Origin of the sequence: Streptomyces sp. NPDC020747 (genome assembly GCF_044334695.1) — a bacterium.
Classification (GTDB): Bacteria; Actinomycetota; Actinomycetes; order Streptomycetales; family Streptomycetaceae; genus Streptomyces.
This window is the reverse complement of the sequence record NZ_JBIRTJ010000006.1, coordinates 263,357-284,371: the sequence shown is the minus strand read 5'-3', so window position 1 is coordinate 284,371 and position 21,015 is coordinate 263,357. Positions and strand designations below refer to the sequence as shown.

Here is a 21,015-nt window from a genome sequence, read left to right as displayed (position 1 = left end):
GGGCGGGCCCTGCACCTGCCGGACGGCCACCGGCCCACCCAGGACGACCGGGACGGTCTGATCCGGCTGGCGATCCAGGCCGCCGCGGCGGGGCGCGACTTCCACGACCTCGTACAACTGGCCGCTTTCCACCTGCAGACGCTCGGCGCCCACGGTCCCAGGACGATCGTCTCCAGGGCCGACGGCTCCGCGATGGTGGGCCGCAGCTATGTGGGGGACGTGCGGCCGCTGTCCCTGAACACCGGCTTCGTCCAGGGCTACGCCCACACGCCCGACAGCGACGGTCTCGACGACACCGGCCCCTACGACGGGCCGTTCACGAAGCCCGGCGAACCGGCACCGCTCGTCCTGAACCTGTCCGGCTCTCCGCGGCCCGGTCATGTCGCCGGGAACTTCGGCGACGGTGTCCTGCGGACGGTGCCCGACGAGGAGATCGCCGTACTGGCGTCCCACGACCCTCTGTTCCTCAGGGCGGACCTGGAGACGGACGTCGTACTCACCGGCCCGGGCACGCCGACGGAATCCCTCCGCGCCGCCGTGACCCGGGCGACGGGACGCAGGAGCTGGTCCTACAACGGTCTCTCGAAGCTCTTCCCGATGGGCGGGAGCACTGTGATCAGCACGGTTCGGCGCGTGCTGCCCGGCGGGCCCGAGCAGCCGCCGGCCGGACTCTGGCGGTCTACCCTCCCTTCGGACGTGCTGCCGAGGTTCGCCGAGGGTTCCGACTCCGACCCGCGGGACCCGGCACCGGTCACGTACTCCCGCGAGGCTCCCGCGCCCGGCCCGGCCGTCGCCGACACCGCCGACACCGTCCTCCTGACGCCGACCTGGGAGGAGACCGCACAGGCTCTCGACGAGATGCGCCGGGCCGTGGCGGCGGACTCCGACGTGGACTCCGGCGTGAACTCCGGCCTGGACTCCCGTGTGAACTCCGGCGAGGACACCGCGTCGGCCGCCGGTGCTTTCAGCAGCACGCCGTCGGATTCCGGCGCCGCCGATTCCCGGGAGCTGCCGCCCGCCGTTCTCGACGAGGTCACCCTCAGCGCCCCGGCGCCGGCCGAGCTGCCGCTCGACTCCCCGGCTCCGCCCGGTTCCCCCGACTCGATCGACATGATCATGGACTGGGAGGACGGCGACGACGGCGACGCCGTGTCCGCCGACGAGTCCATGGCGGGCTCGCCCGAGCCGTCCCCCACCACCGAGGAGCTCCACCACGCGTTGCTGGAGGGCGTCTTCGGCGCAGACATCGGGTCGAAGCGCGCCTACCCCGCCCTCCGCGACGCCGTCGAGCGGCTCGACCGGCTGCGTCAGGCCGACCCCCGGCTGCGGGACGGCCCCCTCGACCTGGATGCCCTGACCCGCCGGGTGCTCGGCCTGGACACCCTCGATCCGGTGACCGGGGCCCAGCGCGGCGAGCTGTTCCGGGTGGCGATGGACGAGGCGGTGGAGTCGGCGGGCAGCGTCGACACCCTGGCCGCGTTCCATCTCGGGCTTCGGGGCGTACTGTCCCGCCGCCGCGCCGTCACCACGCCCGGCGGCGTCGTCCGGGGCCGCAACTGGACGGGTGTCGCGATCCCGGACGTGAACCTGACGACGGTCCTGGAGGGTACGGCCCCCTGGCACCGGCCCGGCGGTCCCGAGCCGTATGTGGTGATGGCGGACGGCGCCCACGACCATGTCGTGGTGCGTGGCCACGACGGGGCACCGCGTCAGGTGCCGATCGACGTGTTCGCCGAACTGCTGGCCCTCGACCCGGAGTTGGCCGGGCTCCCGCCGGACGTCCCCGTGGTGCTGCTGATCCCCGGCGCCGGTGCCCGGGGCCTGGAGCTGCCGCGCCGGACGGCGGACCGGATCGGCCGGGACCTCTGGTCGGCCACCGCTTCGCTGAAGGTGCACCCGCGCCTGGACCCGTCCCTCCCGTACACGATCTCCCTGCCGTCCGGTCCGGGGCTGGTGCGCTCCGACTGGATCCGCAGCACCCCTGGTCAGGTGCTCGGCCCCGCCGAGACCGAGGGCGCCCCGGACTGGGAGCGCAGGCTGCTGACGTACACCGTCGTCGCCGACAGCGGACCGATCGGCAGAGGCGTGTTCCGCGACGCCGAGGCCCCGATGATGGTGGAGCACTGGAGGCACGCGGCGGAGGCGACGGAACTCTGGCACCGGAACCCGGCCACCGACGTCTGGACCAGGGACGACGAGCCCGTTCCGTTCGCGGGAAAGCCCTTCTACCTCTTCGCCACGCACGCGTGGCCCGACGAGATCCATCTGCCGCTGGAGGGCGACGGGGTCGAGGTCACCCGGGGCCCGCAGACCGGTCGCCTGCTCAAGCGGCGTCCGAGCCTCGCGCAACGCCCCGAGAAGCACGCCGTGGTGATGGAGTCGTGCTGGCTGGCCACGCCGGAGGGAGTGGTCCGGGTCCGCGGGGACGTCCGTGATCCCTTCGTGCCCGATCCGCTGGCGACCGTCAGCGACGCCCAGCACGTGGCGAACGAGACCGGACGTGTGGTGTACGGCGGCACCCGGTCCGTCGGGATCGGCCGGACGCGCAAGGGACGGAAATGGGTCCACACCCTTCGCAGCGATGTGCACGGACGGCGCGGCAGATGGGTCGAGCACCGGCCGGAGCCCAGCGGTGACGCGCTCGACGACCTCGCCCGCGACGCCGGACTGCACCAGGGCCCCGGGCCCGTTCCGGAGGCGACCCGTGACCGGGCGCTGCGGCTGGTGCGCGCGCTGCGCCTGGCCTTCGGGGCGGCCGTGGAGGACGACGCCGGGTATCGGGAGCTGCTGAGCGGTATCGGCGCGCTGGAGACCATGCGCGACGCCGACGAGCGGCTGCGCGGCTTCGGGCCGTTCACCATGGACCTGTTCGAGCGGGCCGTCGGTGTGGACCCCGGGGCCGCGACCGGCGTGGTCGGGCCCGCCCACCGCGAGCTGCTGCTCAGAGCCGCCGAGGCGGCCCGGCGGCTCGGTACGACCCTCACCGACTTCCTCGGCCTGCCGCATGTCGTCGCCACCGCCGAGCGGCTGGGCGCTCTCGCCGACCTGGATGCCGAGGCCGCCGAGATCCTGAGCCTGGACGGCGGTCCGGCGGCCGTCGGGGAGGCCGAGCGGTCACGGCTGTTCTGGGCGACGGCGAAGGCCCTCGAATGGGAGAGCCGGACCCCGGACCTGGACGCCCTCACCGCCAAGGTGCTCCACCTGGACCGGCCGGACCCGGCCCGGCGTCCCGAACTGCTCCGGCTGGCCGCCCGGGCGGCGGCCGTCGGCCGCGACCTGGACAGCCCGACCGAGCTGGCCGCCTTCCACCTCGAACTGCTGGGAGCCTTCGCCCCGGAGACCCGGATACGCGACGCGGCCGGTGTGCCGACGGGCCGCGACTGGGTGCGGCCCGAGCCGGACATCACGGTCGGCGACACGGCCCGCGTCGTCGTCGCCACCCCGCAGGACGGCGGCGGCCACCGCCCGACGGGCACCGAGGACGCGGCATGGCGCGATCCCGACCGGCCGTCGCGGTACGTGGTCCGGGCGGGGAGCGGTCCGGACCACTTGCTGATGACCCTGCCCGGGGGCTTCAGCGGCCGGGTGCCGTACGACGAGGTCGCCGAACTCCTCTCCCGCGACCCGGCGCTGTCCGACCGCGAACTGAACGTCGACATCGTCCTCGCCGCATCGAGGACGCTGACGACGGCACCTTCCGGACCGGAGCAGACTTCCGGACCGGCGTCCGCGGGACCGGCGGGGGCCGCGGGACCGGTCGGCGGCCCGGCCGCGGACACCGATCCGCGGGCCGCCGTCAGCAGGGCGACCGGTCGGGGCGTATGGGCTTCACGGGGTGACGTGGGGGTGGTTCGAAACGATCAGACGGGCCGGTACGTCCTCTCCGCGATCCCCACCGTGCCGGGAGGCCCGGCGGCCGACGACTGGGCGGTCCTGAGGCCGCGCGACCTGCTCGTACCCGGCGTCGCGTCGGCGGCGGGCGACAGCGGCGTCACCGGAGTCACCCTCGCGGGTCCGGACGGGTCCACGGACCTTGCCACGCCGCCCACCTCCACCTCCACCTCCACTTCCGCGCCGTCCACTTCCGCGCCCGCCCGGTCACGCTTCGCCCCGTCCACGAGCCCCCTCGCGCTCGACGCTCCGGTCGCCGGCCTCGACGACCCGATGCCGGACCTCGGTGGAGAGGTGTCGGGCCTGGACGCCGCCATGCCGGACCTCGGTGGAGAGGTGTCCGGTCTGGACGACCCGATGCCGGACTTCGGCGGTGAGGTGTCGGGTCTGGACGCCCCACTGCCGGACCTCGACGCCCCGGCCCGGGCGTCGAGCGGAGTTCCGGCAGTCGTGGTGACGTCGCCCGAGGGCGAGTCGTCCGCACCGGACATCGATCCCGATCCTGACCTCGACCCGGATCCCGATCCCGACCCCGATCGCTCACCCCGCCTGGACCCCGACCTCCCCCCGCCGCCGCGGACGAGCGGTGCCCGTGCCCCGTTCGCGGACGGCAGACGCATGCCCGCCTATGTCGACGACCTCCCGTCGCTGCTGCCGGACAGCCTCACCGAGGACCAGGTCGAGGAACTCCTCGCCGGCCCCAGCACCTTCGGGCAGAGCACGGTCGTCGTGCGCGGCATCGACCAGGTGCTGCGGGCGATCGAGAAGGAACTGGGCAGCAGGCCCGACACCCGGCCCGCCAAGGGAGACACCCTGCTGGCCGACGTCGAACGGACGCTCCGGGAGAAGCCGAAGTCGCCGGGCGACGGCAAGGGACGCCCGTTCCCGTACGTCAACGCGAACGGACGGACCCGGGTCCTGTACGTCAGGACGCGCCACCACCCCGACTGGGTGCCGTTCGACGACGGTTTCGGCCACACCTCGAAGATCGACAGCATGCACCGGGGCGCCGCGTCCTTCGGTCTGACCAAGAACATGCAGGCCAACTCCCAGTACGGTCTCACCGCGCCGATCGGCCCCGCGGGCACCGCGGTGCTCAGCGGTTTCGGCCGTCTCGCCGTCCGGTTCGGCTTCATCAACAAGGTCGGCTACGTGCTGACGAACCAGCGCATGAACCAGATGGAGACCCGGACGCTCGACGACTCACGGACCTATCTGACCGACCTCTCCTACGAGCTCCGCGTCACCGAAGCCGTCATCGACACAGGCACCGGCACAGTCACCGGGACGGGCACTGGCACCGGAACGCGCACGGGAACCAAGACGAGCAACGGCAACGGCAAGGGCAAGGGCAGGAACAAGGGCAAGGCGGCCAAGGCCAAGCACGCCGACATCGCGCTCTTCACCTTCGGCGTCCGCAACGGACTGCTGGTGCGCCTGCCCGACAGCGTGCTGACGATCCCGAAGCCGGGCCGGATCCCGAGGTCGATCGAGCTGGACCGGAACTCCCAGTACCGCTTCGTCCGTAGCGAGGGATTCGGTCCCGTGGCGGCTGTCCGGGACTGGGCGGCCCTGCGCGTAGGGGCCCTGCCCGGCAGCTCCGCCTACGACGAGCTCGACACGTTCTTCTCCGGCGACAGCTTCCAGCGGCACGCCGGCGTCATGGCGCTCGGCCGGGTCACCACCCCGCCCCTGTACGCCGACGACGCCAGGAAGTCACCGCTGGGCGTCTTCGTGGTGGAGGAGCTGATACCGCTCGCCGCCGTGCTAGTCGGGGAGACGGACCAGGCGGAGATGCGGGACATCAACACCTCGACGGTCCGCAGCGAGCGGAGCCGCGCGCAGGGCAGGAGTCTGCTGCTGCAGGCCGCGGCCGGACCCGCGTACAACTTCCTCGACCTGCCCTTCGTGCCGTTCGACCTGCGGCTCCAGCTCGGCCCGAGCGGCCAGTACGGGCACTCCAGGACCTGGTCGGCCGGTCTCGGTGGCTCCGGAACGGTCAAGTCGGCGGGACAGGTGAAGGGGCCGGCGACCGCCCTGTACCTGGTCGTGAAGTCGGTTCGGGTGCGGCGGGCCGGTGACACGGGCCCGCCCAAGCGGTTCCTCACCTGGAGCCTGGACCGGATGACCAGCTCCGAGGCGCGGCGGCTGGCCGGATGGGACGACGGAACCGCGCAGATCCTGCGGAGCGGCGAACCGCCGCACGTCCCGGCCTATCTGGCCGAGAACAACCCGCGGACCCTGGGCATGCACCGGGTGAAGGAGTTCACCTTCGACGACGGCATGCGCACCCGGGTCACCGAGGAGGACGGCGTCGGCCGCACGCTGTTCGACGCGTTCGCGGACAGACTGGTGGAGGAACTCGCCCAGCGGCGCAGGGGACTGGTGGCGCCGCTCGACCAGCTCCTGCCCCCCGACCTGCCGAAGGGCTGGCGCGCGGCCCTCACCGGCATGCTGCGGCGGGACAAGGACAGGGTGCTCGACGAGGCACGCAAGCTGCCCGTACCGCCCCAGTGGTCCGATCCCGCGAAGTACCACACGGCACTCCAGAACACCTTGCAGATCCTCGGCATGCTCGCCCAGCAGAGCGCCGTCGCCACCCTGGATCCCCTGGTCAGGATCGGCGTGGGCATCAGGCTCACCGATCCGGACAGCATCGGCCAGACCTACTACCACCTCTGGGTGGACGGGACGCTGACCGGACGGCAGTACATGGGCAAGGACATCGACGAGGGGATGCGCTTCAGCGCCCAGGGCATCGAGCGCCTGGACGGCCAGGCGAGCGCGAAGAACGGCGCGGACCTGGGCTTGGAGGGCACGATCTCGGGCCGTGACAACAGCGTCGACGTCGCGGGGCTGCCCAGGAACACGCTCGGGCTCACGCTCGGCGGGCGCAAGGGATGGCAGTGGGAGGCGGAGACCGCCTTCGGCTCGACCGTCACCAACGAGCCGATGTCCGTGAGCAACATGCCCACGCACCTGTACCGGTTCGACCTCGCCCTCAGCGCGAGGCTGAGCGGCTACTGGCGGCCACGCGGCCTGATCCGCGGCCTGGGCCTGGGGCTGCCCGGACTGCTGGTCCTGGACGAGCCGACCAACGTGATCTTCGGCCACACGACGCGAGGACCGCGGACCTTCCCGCAGGGCGGCGGCCCGGTGACCGGGAAGGTGCTGATCGGCATCCCCGTCCAGCACACCCCCGCCGCGGACCCGCACGCGGACGGGGCGTTCAATCCCTACACCGCCCCCGAGCCGGCTCCCGTGACCATGACCACCGAGCGGGCCCTCGCGCTGGCGAAGGGCGACCTCGTCCTGCCCGGCGGCGGCGAGGGAGGGCAGCCCGCGGGGCGGCTCGCCGGACGGGGGACGGACCGGTTCAGGGAGTTCCGGCGGCATCCGTTCGTGATCGTGACCGTGGTGCCCTCGGCCATCCTGGCCACGGCGGTCGACCAGGTCCTGGAAGAGGCGTCGGCAGGCGCCTGGCAACTGGTGAAGGAGGGCGCCCCCGCCCGCGAGGCCATCGTCCGCACCTTCACGCCGCAGTACCAGACGGCGAGCTTCGACCAGAGTTCCGGGCCGCTCGGCCTGGCGGGCAGCGGCATCCTGGCCAAGGGGGCCTTCGGCGAGCTGTGGGCGATCTTCCGCTACGCGACGACGGTGGAGGGCCTGACCGCCCTCACCCCGTCGATGTCCATGGACACCGAGATGGTGCTCGGCGGTACCCGGCAGGCGGGCGGCAAGCTCAGCAGGGCCACCAGCTTCGTCTTCGGCGGTCAGGTGGCCTACTCCGCCGCCCAGAACCCCGGACACGGGCTCATGGGCACGTACGGAGTCGCCGCCAACCCCGTCTCACTGGCCGGGGCGCGGAGCCGCAACGTCGTACGGACCGTCGTCGCGGACATGAACCGCAAGGGCTTCACCCACCAGGTGGAGGTCTCCGGTGACATGCGGCACTGGTTCGCGCTGACGACGAGCCGGCTGGGCGAGGGCCGCACCGGGCGGGCCGCGGCGGCCGGTTCGCTCGTGCCGCGGCGGCTCGCGGGAGCGGCCGGGACGGAGGTCACGACCCCCGGCGGCCTGCTCGGGCATCTGCCGGAGAAGAGCGCGCACCAGCTGAAACTGCTCGACGACGGCCTGGGCGACGTCCCCCGCTACGACGGCCATGTCTGGTCGCCCCAGCTGTGGCTGAGCGGCGCCGGCTTCGGCACGTACGCGGTGAACGCGCTGGACCCGACCGACGCGCTGCTCGCGTTCGAGAACGAGATCCGGAAACTGGGCCTCGACGAGGCGAGCCGGGAGCGGATCCGGCAGCTGGTGACCGCCCGCGCCACCCGCGCCCTGAAGGGGGAGATGACGTCCACCGGCCCCTCGACGACGGTCACCGTCGGACGCTTCGGCTGGGACGCCGTGCGGATCGGCGACCGGTTGGTCCGGGTCAGGGTCGAACTGATCCCCGGGACGCCGAAGTTCCAGGGGCTCGACCACAGCGCCGAGCTGGAGGAGAACCGGCGTGCCATCGAGACCGTCCAGGAGAACTCGGAATCCTCCTCCGGGGCCGAAGTGGGCATCCTCACCAGCCAGTTGGTGCACACCGGGAACGCGCATGTCGTGGGCGCGGGACCCACGTACGCCGAGGGCGGCTCCCACCGGAAGACGGTCGCGTCGAGCCATTCGACCACCACCGGCACCATCTACCGGGCGGCGTCCACCGAACCGCACGCGCAGATCACCACCCCGTACCGGATGCGGATCACCCTGGAGGCGGACGACAGCCCCGACACGGGTGCCCCGGCCATCCCGGAGCCCTCCGAGCAGGGGAAGGAGAAGGAGAAGGCCACGGCCTTCGACCGGTTCCGGGGGAAGCTGAGGATCTCCGAGGAACACGATGTCGGCGCGCTGGACGAGCACATCCCGCTCAGCCTGATGGAACCGACACCGTCGGCCGCCGACGAGCCCGCCGACGAGCCCGGTGCCGAGGCGTCCGGTTCCGACGCGTCCGAGTCCGACGATCCGCTGCTCCCACCGGACCCGCGGGCCGATCCCGCCCTGGCCGGGGCACCCCGGCCGGCGCCTCTTCCGCCGCCCAGGGCCGGGCGGGAACTGCTCGTCCGGTACGGCGACGGCGTCGAGCGGCCGTTCACCTTCCCCGAGAACGGCATCCACCCCCGCGGGATCGTCGGCCTGGAGAACATCCGGGCCGCGAACGAACTGCTCCTCACCAGGGCGTACGACGCCGGATTCTCGCTCGCCGCCCTGGAGACCGAGGACGGTCCCGACGCCGCCACCCTGACCGAACTCCTCAGGAGGACCAGGCAGCGCGGGCTGACCCGGCTGGGCACCGGCTCCGCGCAGGCGCTGGAGGACGGCACCAGCAACATGGCGGTCACGTCGTTCTACCCCCGCACCACGGAGTCCGACGGCTACGAGCTGGCGGGGCTGACCGAGAAGTCCTTCCTGGGCACCGACACCGGACAGCTGTCGCTGCGTTCCACGCCCGACTTCTCCGGCGCACTGCTGCTGACGGTCGCCGACGGCAAGAAGCTGGAGGTGCTCCGGCGGTACGCCGAGAACACGAACACGTCGTCGGCCAGTGAGCACACCCAGGCCGGGAACCTCGGCGCGGGCTTCCTGTACGACTCTCCCGACGGCGCGGGCCTCAACCAGGTCGGCTTCTTCATGCCCGGCCCCAACGACCTCGACGGCGACGGGATGCCGGTCGGCGACGACCATCTGACCTCGCGCAACCTCAAGCCGAAGACCGGGCGTTCGTTCCTGTTCGCCGTCCCCACCAGCTGGCTCAGCACCGGCGACGTGCACCGGAGCGTCCGGGACTCCAAGGCCGCCGAGCGGCTGCGCGGCGGCACCTTCTCCAGCAGGGCCCGGTCGGGCCCGCAGGCGATGACGTCCGAGGCGTACGTCATCCAGTGGGTCCGCGAGGACATCGCCCGCGAGCTGATGCTGATCACCGACACGAACTTCCCAGAGCGGGTCGGCAAGGCCTGGGACGCGGTCAAGCAGGTCAGCGGGGACTGGGTCGCGGCGGACCGGGCGTACTGGAAGAAGCGCCGCACGCATCCCGTCCTGGTGGCCGAACGCGCCGACGCGCGAGCCGAGTCGGCCGACGCCGAGCGGGCGCTCGAAACGGCCCGGGCGGAGATCGAGGCGGCGAACGAGGCGGCGCGGCGGGCGGCGGTCGTGCCGGTCGTGCCGACCGATCCGAGCACGATGACGGGTGCGGCCGAGGGGACCGCCGCGCCCGGGACCGATGGCCGGGTGGAGGCCGCCCGGCTGCTCGACCAGGCCCGGCGGGAGGCAGACAAGGCGACGGGTGAACTGGCGAAGGCCAAGGCCACGTCGGAACGGCTCGAAGCCGCTCTGGCGGGGCTGCCCGGGGAACTGCGGACGCTGCTCGACAGGGCGAACACCCTGGCGGCCGAGTACCACCGGGTGCGCCGCGCCACCGACCAGCTCACCCGCTGGCACCGACTGGCGGCCACCGAGGCGGGCACGCTGACGCTCGCGGGCCGTACCGAGCCGCCGCCGGTGACGTACGAGCCGCCGCCGGTGAGGACGGCGGCCAAGGCGGCCCCGCCCCGCTACACGCGGACCGGCGAGGGCGCGCAGGAGCGTCTCGTCGCCCCGGCCGCCGGTTCGGGCGCCCCTCCGGCCCCGCTGGAGTACACCCTGCACGACGTGCCCAGGGACGGTGACACGTTCCTCCTGGGGCTGGCGAAGGGGCTGTTGGAGGCCGGCCGGAGCGATCTGCTCACGGGGCAGGGCATCGACGTGCCCGAGCAACTGGCGGACGCGCTGCTCTCGGAGCAGGGCATCGACGCGGCCACGGAGTCGCCGGAGGCGGCCGAACGACGCAAGCGGCTGGTCGCGCAGTTGCGCGGGGCGCTGGCGGCGCGGCTGACCGATCCGAGCGAGAGCGGGCTGACCCCCTTCGTCACCGTGGACGGGGACGACACCTTCGAGCGGTCCGAGATCGAACGGCCCGAACTCGTCGACGCGGGACTCGACCTGGGGGAGGACACCCCGGCGCGCAAGGAGTTCGACGCGCTGCAGGTGCTCTCACCGGCCGTGGAACTGACCGAGGACGTACGGAAACTGCTGGCGACCGCGCAGCTCACGCGGTCCGGCGACGCGGCCGAGGAGACCGGGTGGAACCACTCCGCGGCCGACCTGCTGCCGGAGCTGGCCGCCAGGACGTTCGGCATCCAGGTCACGGTCGTCCTGGACGACGGGAGCTTCCACGTCTTCGGCGCGGCCTCCGCGGCCGGCGGGAACACCCAGGTCCTCCAGTCGCGACTGGACGTCTCCGCGAGCCCCCCGCCCCCGCACCTGGTCCTCAACCTGTCCGGCAGGGCGGCCCCGCGGTTCAGGCTCGCGCTTCCGGTGAAGCCGGGACCGGACGACACGGACACGGGTGCGGATACGGGTACGGATGTGGGCGGGGGCACCAAGGAAATCGAGGCGCCGGACAGGGGAGTTGACAGCTCAGGCAGTGGCTCCGGCTCCGGCAGTCGTACTGGTGCCCCCACGCCCCATGCGCCCGCGCGGGGCCGGCGGGTGCCCTCGCCGCTCAACGGGGAGTGCGTCATCTCCTCGTTCATGGCGAGCGCCCCCCGGCACATCCGCGACCGCCTCGCCGGCCTGGAGTCCGCGCATCCCGACGCCCACGCCTGGCTCACGGAACCGGCGGCGGTGCACAGGGACATGGCCCGCCGTACCGAGTGGCTCAACGCCGAGAGGGCGGTGCAGGAGGGCGGCGTGCACTTTGGGGACACGCTCGCCCGTTCCTGGCAGTCGCCCCCCGCCGACCCGTCACCCGTCGTCACCCGGGCCATGCGGTCCCACGTACTGGAGTTCCTGGCGCGTGTGGAGAGGAGCGGTGAAGGGCTCGACAGCGCGACGCTCAAGCAGTTCCGGGGGCACCAGACGCCGAGCCACCTGGACCGCCGGTTCGACGACCTCGACCGCGATCAGCTGCTCGCCCTGCTCGCCCATCACGGAGTCGACACCGTCACGTCGGCGGCGCTCGGGGACGCCGATGTGCGCGCCCGCTACGTCGCGGCCCGCATCGCGCGTCCCGAACCCGGGACCACGGAGGAGGACGTACGGGAGATCGCCAGGGCCGCCGAAGGCCGGGACCTCTACGACCACCTCGACGCGAACGGCCTGCTGCCGCCCGTGGGTTCGCTGGCGAAGGCCGGCCTGCTCACGCTGCTCAAGGACGCGTACCGGGTCAGCGACGCACCTCTCCGGCCCGACGAGCACGCCGTGCTGCGGGACACCGTCGAGCACTGGGCCGACCGCTGGGACACGGCGGAGGGCGAGATCCTTGTACCGCTCCTGGCGCACGCCTTCGAGCTGCGGGTGGACGTCCTCGTCCCGAGCGGTGACGGACCGGGCATCACCTCGCTTCCCTCCCTCGGCCCGGAGGCGGCGGCCCGCCGGATCGAGGTCTACTACCGGGGCAACAACCACTACGACGGCAGTGACGCCGAGCCCGTCGACCTGGACAGGGACACCGGTTCGGCCATCGCTCCCAAGAGGGTCAAGGACGGGGAGCGGGACGCCACGGGAGACGTCCGGCTGAACCCCTTGTGGGTTCCGCTGAGCGAGGCCAAGCCCGAGGTGCTGACCAGGAACCGGGACGGAGTCTGGCTGTATTCGGTCCTCGCGGACGGCTCGGTGATCCTGGGCAGCGAGCAGCCGTCCGACCTCATGGAGCCGGAGCAGTTCGCCGCCCTGCTGGCCGGCATGCGGGAGAAGAACCCCGGGCTGACGGCCGAGGGGTTGCGGGAGCAGTTGGACGGGCTCGGGCACACCGGGATCGCGGCCCGGTTCGACGGTACGAGCGGCCGGCTGACGCCGGGGCTCGGCCGGGTGTCGGGTGAGTTCCGCTGGAACGAGACCCTGAACGCCTGGACGGTGAACGACAAGTCGGGCCGCTACATGAGCCAGAAGGTCCGGCCGGACATGAACGCCGAGCAGGCGGCCGGCTGGCTGGCCAACGTGGCGAAGCGGTTCACCGACCGGCTGGGCGTGCGGGTCGTCCCCGACCCGGTCAAGACAGCCGCGACCAACCAGACCAGGAAGAAGACCGCTCCGCCGCCCCCTCCCGCCGAGCCCGCCGAGCCCACCGAGCCCGCCGAGCCCACTGAGCCCGCCGACCTTGTCGCGCCGGAGGTCGAAGCCGCGCCGGAGGTCGAAGCCGGGCCGGGGCTCGAAGCCGGGCTGGAGGTCGAAGCCGAGCCGGAAGTCCGGGCCGAGCCGGAAGTCCACGCCCCCGAAGTCCCGGAGGACCAGGCGGCCCCCCTTGCCGCCGATGCCCCCGCGGTCGCCCCCACCGCGGACACGGCCGCCGACGCGGTGATCCCGCGCGTCGGCCGTGACCCCGGTCAACGGCTGTTGGCCGCCGGGCTGGTCACGGCCGGGGATCTGCCCGACGACCCGCCACGGCTCGGCCCCGACGAGACACTCACCGAGGCGGACCTGCGCGCGGCGGGCGTCGGGCTCGGCGAGGGGCCGGCTCTCCAGTTGGTCCTGAACGGCACACTTCAGGCGCGGGACAGCGGCCTCGAACCACTGGACCACGTACGGCTGTTGATGACCCGGCCCGGCCCCTGGGACGAGGCGCTCGACGCCGTCGCGGCGCGGGCCGCGCGCCGTACCTGGCGGACGGCGTACGAGGACTTCGCGGCGGCCTCGGCGAGCGCGTCCGGCGTTCCCCCGGCCACGGACCCGGCGGAGGCGTGGTCGAGTGCCGTGGCCCTGGTCCTGCCGCCGGAGCCGCACCCCGTGCTCGCCGACTCACGCCACGCGGGCGGCGAGTTCCGGGACGCGGTACGGCAGGTCGCCGAGCACTTGGCGACGCACGGGCCGGACGCCGGTACGGCCGTGGACATCGCCGACCGACTCCGGAACGGCCTCGGACTGCCGCCCCGGGAGGGGGACGGACCACAGCCGCCCACCGGGAGGACACTCACCTCCTCGGCGCGGCCCGTCCAGGACGACTCGACCTCCGTGCTCCCGCTGGACCCCACCGGCACACCCGCCCCGGAGAGCGCCCACGAGACGGACGACGGCGACGGCACCGGCTCCACCACCGGCACCGACCTCGCCAGTGACTGGCCCGACTCCGACTCCTCGTCCCCCCACGAGGTCTATCCCGATCCCAGGAACTCCCCGTTGCCCTCTCCCTCGACGGTGATCCGCTTCGACCCGAAGGGCAGGACGCCGGACCATGCGGAGGAGCAGTTGGCGGAGCTGGCCCGGCAGGTGGCATGGGCGGGGTATCTGAGTTCGCGTGCCGGGATACAGACGCCCGAGAGGGCCGTCACCGTGCGCGTCACCGGGTTCGGTAACGGCAGTTGGGGCCTGCGGAGGTCGACGACCGCCCGACGTACGGGACTTGAGCGTGCCCAGGGTGTCGAGACCGTCCTCCGCGACCACCTTCGCAGGGCGCTCGTGGAGCTCGGGGCGGAGGACCTGCTCGGCGGTTTCGGCATCGTCGTGGACAGCCGGGGCCGGGACCGAGGTGTCCACGGGAAGGCGGCGCGGCAGCAGGCGACGGTCGACGTCGGACTTCCGGCGTACGCTCCGGCCGTCCGACGGCTGCACCTGCTGAGCGGCTCCTTCGGCATGAAGGCGTCGGCCAGGCGGATCCTCCACCTCGACGGGTCCGCAGAGGTGGACGAGGCCAGGCTGCGTGAGCTGTACGAGCTGACGGCGGACGCGATGAGGGCCGGGCACGCGGGAAGTCTGGACGCGCTGGGCGCGTACCACCTGAAGCGGAGCGGTGTGCCGGGCCCTGCGAACCGGATCGTCGGGACGGACGGCCGGGTGCGGGGCCTCGACCTGAGGCGCGAGCCGGTCGCGGACATCGCGACGACGACGTACGTCCGGACGCTCAAGGGACGAGCCGTGGGGGACCCGAGGCCGACGCCGTGGCATCGGCCGGGGCGGCCGGAGCCGTACGTCGTCGTGGCCGACGGCGGTCATGACCATGTGATGGTGCCGTGGGCGAACGGCACCGAACTGCGGGTCGGGTTGCACGAGTTCGCCGAACTGCTGGCGATGGACGAGGAGTTGGCGGCGCTCGGCGCCGATGTGCCCGTCCTGCTGGTGGTGCCGCACGCCGGTGACCAGGGGCTGGAACTGCCCCGGAGGATCGCTCGCAAGGTGGGCAGGGAGACCTGGGCGCACAGCGGCGCGGTCGGTCCTGTGTCCGGCGCGGAGGACGAGTCCGATGCCGGGTCCGATGCCGAATCGGGGTTTGTTTCCGTTCCCGAGTCCGAGTCCGATGCCGAGTCGGGGTTCGTCTCCGTTGCCGACTCCGTCCCGGAGGAGCCGGACCCGGGCCTCGCCGCACAGCCCTCCCCCGTGCCGTTCACCATCGGGGTGGCCGACCTCCGCCCGCAGAAACGGCTCGGCGACTGGATCGTCAGCCTGCCGGACGATCTCGACCCGGCCGAGTTCGACGAGGAGGGTGTGGAACAGCGATCGGCCGGCGTGGTGGCCCTGCTGAACGGCATGGAGGTGCCCGACGCGGAGATCAAGAACACCACTCTCGTCCATGAGCACCGGTCGATCGGACGCGTCTCCATGACGGACTCGGACCTGGCCGTGCGGGAGCGCCACCACCAGTATCTGGCGGAGATGCTGACCAGCATCCACGCCGACCCGGTCGCCGACGAGCAGCTCGGCGACGCGGAACCGGTGCCGTGGGCCGGCCGGCTGACGTACTACACCCACGTGCACGGCACACCGCTCCTTGCCTCACTGGAGCACGTCGACGGACGGCACCTGAAAACGCACGGGTCCGAGCTGGGCGGGTTCATCGAGCGGCGTCCGAGTTTCCGCAAGCTCCGCCGCCAGGCGCGGGAGACCGGCCGGGAACTCGCGATCGTCCTCCCGACCTGCTGGGCCGACACGCTCGCGTCGGGCCCTGACATCAAACCGGGCATGGGCAGCGACTCACCCTTCGTCTTCGACCCGCTCTCCGACTTGTCGATGGCGCAGGAGGCTGTCAACGCGAGCGGCCAGGCGGCCTTCGCCCCCAACCGGGTGCACTTCCTCCACCCCCTTCCGGACGGTACGTTCCAGCACGGGATCTACGCCTCCGCCCGGGGCCTGAAGGGAGCCTGGCGGGAGCTGTGGCCCGATGTGGGCTACGCGGCACTCGAGGAACGGGTGCGCTGGGCCGGACTGACCACCGGCGACGACGACATCCCGGCGCCGGTCGCGGAGCGCGCCTTCCGGCTGGTGCGTGCGCTGCGCTGGACGTTCGGTGTGCGGATCGAGACGGACAAGGACGACCCCTCGGGCGAGTACCGGCGGCTGCTGCGCGGGATCGGTGCGCTGGAGCGGATGCGTCAGGCCGATCCCGAACTGGACCGGCTCGGCGGGCCGTTCACCCTGGAGCTGCTGGACCGTCTCACCCGGGCCCACCTCGAACGGACGGGCGCCGCCAAGTCGCCCGAGGCCCCCGTCGAGCCCGCCGACATCAAGGCGTTGCTGTTCGCGGCGGAGACGGCTGGGGCGGTACGGGCGGACGGTACGCCGAGGCCGCTGCGTGACTTCCTCCCTCTGCCCTCGGTGGACCGGGCGGTGGCCCTGCTCGCGGACAAGGATCTCGACACGCTGGTCGAAGGGGCGCTCGGCGAGACGCGCTGGGGCAGGGAGGTCACGGACCACCACCTCTTCTGGGGGACGGTCAAGGCCCTTGAGGCGCTGGGGGAGTTGGCGGCCGACGACCTCGGTGCCCTGGAGGAGAAGGCCCTTCATCTGGACCCTCCGGACCCCGCCGGGACTCCGCGGCCGCCGGTGGACCTGGCGCGGGGGCCGGCGCTGCTCTGGCTGGCGGCCGGCGCGGCGGCTTCCGGGTTCGACCCTCGCGATCCGGCCGATCTCGGTGCCTACCACCTTGTACGGAAGGGTGCGCTGCACTCCACGACACTGATCGAGTCGTACGACGGCGTGGTGTACGGGCGCGACTGGACCAGTCAGCCCTACACAGGCGACATCGCCCCGGACAGCTACCTGGTGTCGCCGGACGGTTCGGTCGCGGGTGGCGGCACGCCCCGGGACGCCCCCTGGAAGCCGGCCACAGCGGATCCGGAGGAGGCCGTAGCCCCCTTCTTCCTGGTGGGCGACAGCACCAACGGGCGTGTCGACATGCACTTGGCGAACGGCACCTTCTACCGGCCCCCGCACGACGAGGTCGCCGCCGTGCTCAGGCGCGACCCGGCATTGGAGAGGACCGCACCGGCCACACCCGTCGTCCTGGTCGGATCCCACCAGGGCACGGCACGGTTCGCGCTGACCATGAGCATCGCGGACCGGTCGGGTACGGCCCGGAACACGTACCTGCCCCAGTACCCGTCCCGGCTGGAGTGGGACGACAAGCTGGGCGCGAGCCGCGTCGTCATGAGCGGCAAACAGGGGCCACAGTGGATGGACTGGACCCGGATCCGGACTAAAAGCCTCCCGGTCGCGACTGCCGCGACTTCCCCAACTGCCGTGACTCCGGCACCGGTTGGTCCCGGGCCGGTTCCTCCGGCCTCCGGCGCGGCTCCTGCCGCCACCGGCCGGCAGCCCGTCCCGAGCGCTGCCGACGACGACTTCATGGTCATCCAGAGCCTTGATGACGACGACGATTCCATGGTCATCCAGAGCGTCCACGGCGGCGACACCGCCGGTGATGCGCCCGACGCCGAGCCGTACCCCGATCCCACGAACTCCCCGCTGCCGTCCGTCCCGACGGTGATCCGCTTCGAGCCGGAGGGCAAGGCGCCGGACGAGGCGGCGAAGGCGCAACTCGGGGAGCTGGCCCGGCAGGTGGCATGGGCCGGGTATCTGAGTTCGCGTGCCGGGATCCAGACGCCCGAGAGGGCCGTCACCGTGCGCGTCACCGGCTTCGGCAACGGCAGTCTCGGTCTGCGGAGGTCGACGACCGCCCGGCGTACCGGACTTGAGCGTGCTCAGGCCGTCGAGGCCGTCTTCCGCGACCACCTCGAAAAGGCCCTGGAGCGCCTGGGCGCGGAGGACCTGCTCGGCGGTTTCGGCATCGTCGTGGACAGCCGCGGCCGGGACAGCGGCACCCGGAGCCGGACCGGGCGGCAGCAGGCGACCGTCGAGGTGGGGCTGCCGTCCTACGCCGCTGCCGTGGCGCACCTGCACAACCTGTTGGGCGACGACTTCGATCCCGAGCTGCTGGCCTGGCGGACCCTTCACCTGGACGAGGACGACGATGTCGACGAGGCCAGGCTGCGTGAGCTGTACGAGCTGACGGCGGACGCGATGAGGGCCGGGCACGCCGGGAGTCTGCCGGCGTTGCGCGCGTACCACCTGAAGCGGAGCGGTGTGCTCGGTCCCGCGAGCCGTATCGTCGGCCCCGACGGCCGTACCCGGGGCCGGAACCTGACGCGTGAGCCGGTCGCGGGCGTCGTGACGGAGACCTACGTCGAGACGCCCGCCGGACAGACCGGGGAAGCGCCGAACGAGAAGCCCGAGCCGAAGCCCGATCCGAAACCCAGGCCGAAGCCGTCCCCGTGGCACGGGCCGGGGCGGCCGGAGCCGTACGTCGTCGTGGCCGACGGCGGTCATGACCATGTGATGGTGCCGTGGGCGAACGCCACCGACCTGCGGGTCGGCCTGGACGAGTTCGCCGAACTGCTGGCCATGGACGAGGAGTTGGCCGCGCTGGGCGCCGAGATACCCGTCCTGCTGATGGAGCCGCGCGCCGGTACCCAGGGTCTGGACCTGCCCCGCAAGGTCGCGCGGAGGACCGGCAAGGGGGTCTGGGCACACACCGCCGGAGCCCTGCTCCTGCCCGCCGCCGACCTCGATCCCGCCGCGCGGGAGTTCGTCATCGAGGTGGTCGACCGCCGCCCGGAGCACCGGCTCGGCGACTGGGTCCTCAGCCTGCCGGAGGACCTCGGACCGGACGATCCCGATGGTGAGCGGCAGGCGGAGGCGTGGACGGCCGACATCGTGACCATGGCGGACGGTGTGCCCGTACGGGACCGGGACATCGACACCGTCACCCTGGTCCACAGGCACCGGCCGATCGGCCGCACCTCCATGACGGACGGCGACCTGGCCGAGCGGGAGCGCTACCAGCGGCACCTGCCGGAGATGCTGACCGGCGTCCACCTCGATCCCGTCACCCACGAGCAGATCGGCGACGCGGAACCGGTCCTGTGGGCCGGCAGGCCGGCGTACTACTTCCATGTGCACGGGCTGCCGGGGCGTGCCGAGCTCAAGCGTGCCGGCGGAAAGAGGCTGCGGGTGCGCGGCGTGGGGCTGGGCGGGTTCATCGAGCGGCGTCCGAGTTTCCGCGGGCTCCGCGCGCAGGCGCTGAAGGCCGGCCGTAGACCCGCGGTCGTTCTGGGGTCCTGCTGGGCCGACGGGCTCGCGGACCGTCAGATCGATCCGCACCAGGGCGCCTCACTCTTCGTCTTCGATCCGCTCCGGATGCTCTCCATGGCGCAGGGCGTCGTCAACGGAAGCGGGCAGCCCGCCTTCGCCCCCAACCGGCTGCACTACCTGCGGGAGTACTCGAAGGGCGTGTTCCAGCAGGCGATCGCCACCGACGTGCGAGGCGTGAAGGGGGCCTGGCGGGAGCTGTGGCCGCACCCGGACCGTGCGGAGCTCGGCGTACGGGCACGCCTGGCCGGACTGCACACCGGCCCCGGCGCAGCCCCGGAGGGCGTGCTCGACACCACCTTCCTGCTGGTCCGCGCGCTGCGCTGGACGCTCGGTGACCCGGTCGAGACGGACAAGGACGATCCCTCGGGCGAGTACCGGCGGCTGCTGCGCGGGATCGCCGTGCTGGAGCGGATGCGTCAGGCCGATCCCGAACTGGACCGGCTCGGCGGGCCGTTCAGCCTGCGGCTGCTGGACCGTGTCACCCGGGCCCACCTCGAACGGACGGGCGCCGCCAAGCCGCCGGAGGCACCCGTCGAGCCCGCCGACATCAAGGCGTCACTGTTCGCGGCGGAGGCCGCCGGAGCGTCGAAGGCGGACGGTACGCCGAGGCCGCTGCGTGATTTCGTCCCCCTGCCCTCCGTGGACCGGGCGGTCGCCCTGCTCAAGGACGAGGATCTCGACGGGCTGGCCGCACGGACCCTGATCGGTACGGATCTCCGGCCGCTGCCCGACCCGGACCACTCCAAGCTGTTCTGGGGGACGGTCCAGGCGCGCGAAGCGCTCGGGGCCTGGTCCGGCGACGAGCTGAGGCAGGTGGAGGAGGTGGCCCTCCACCTGGACCCACCGGACCCCGCCGATCCCCCGAGGCCGGCGGTGGACCTGGCACAGGGCTCGGAGCTGCTCCGGCTGGCGGTCGGCGCGGCCGTCAACGGGCTCGACCCGCGCGATCCGACCGACCTGGGCGCGTACCACCTCGTCCGCCACGGTGCGCTGAGCAGGCAGACGCTGGTCATCTCGCGCGACACCGGGGCCGTACAGGCGCGCAACTGGAGTCGGCGGCCGGTCGGCGACCACGGGATCGTCACGGACACGTATCTGGAGTCGGCCGACGGCTCGATCGCGGCGGGCACGTCCCGTCGCCCCGCGTGGAATCCGGCCGACCCGGCCACTCCGGCGAACCCCGCCGACGCGAAGAAACCGAAAGAGCACGACACCCCCGTCCTCGTGATGGTCGACACCCACGACGGGCTGGCCGACATGCACCTGCCGCACGCCGACTTCAAGGACGTACTGCCCGAAGAGGTCGGCGTCCTGCTGGGCCTCGACCCGGTACTGGCCGAGGTCGGGCTGACGACTCCCATCGGCCTGATCGGGTCCCATGACGGTGTGGGGCGGCGCGCGATCGGCCATGCCGTCGCCGACCGGTACGGCGCGGCCAGGACCGTCTTCCAAGCCACCGAATCGACTCGGCTGCTCTTCGATCCCGCCCTGGACGAGTGGGTCATCGTCATGAGCGGGACGACAGGGCCGACGTGGATGTACTGGGAGGAGTTCGAGCCCAAGGCCCTCCCGACCGCCTCCACCGCTCCCGCGGTTCCGGGCGCCCCTGTTCCCGTGATCTCGACGCCGCACCCGGAGAACCCGGAGTCCGACCCGCGAAACCCCCACACCGGAAGGCCATGA

Annotated in this window: 1 protein-coding gene (running past one end of the window); it reads left to right on the top strand. The window is 72.7% G+C overall.

What is annotated here, in order from left to right; all coding sequences use genetic code 11:
• Nucleotides 1-21,015: the 3' portion of a lonely Cys domain-containing protein gene (locus ACH4YP_RS18665; protein ID WP_398491220.1), read on the top strand. 13,260 nt of this gene lie to the left of the window's left edge; only the last 21,015 of its 34,275 coding nucleotides appear in the window; its start codon lies beyond the left edge, outside the window; it ends in the stop codon at nucleotides 21,013-21,015.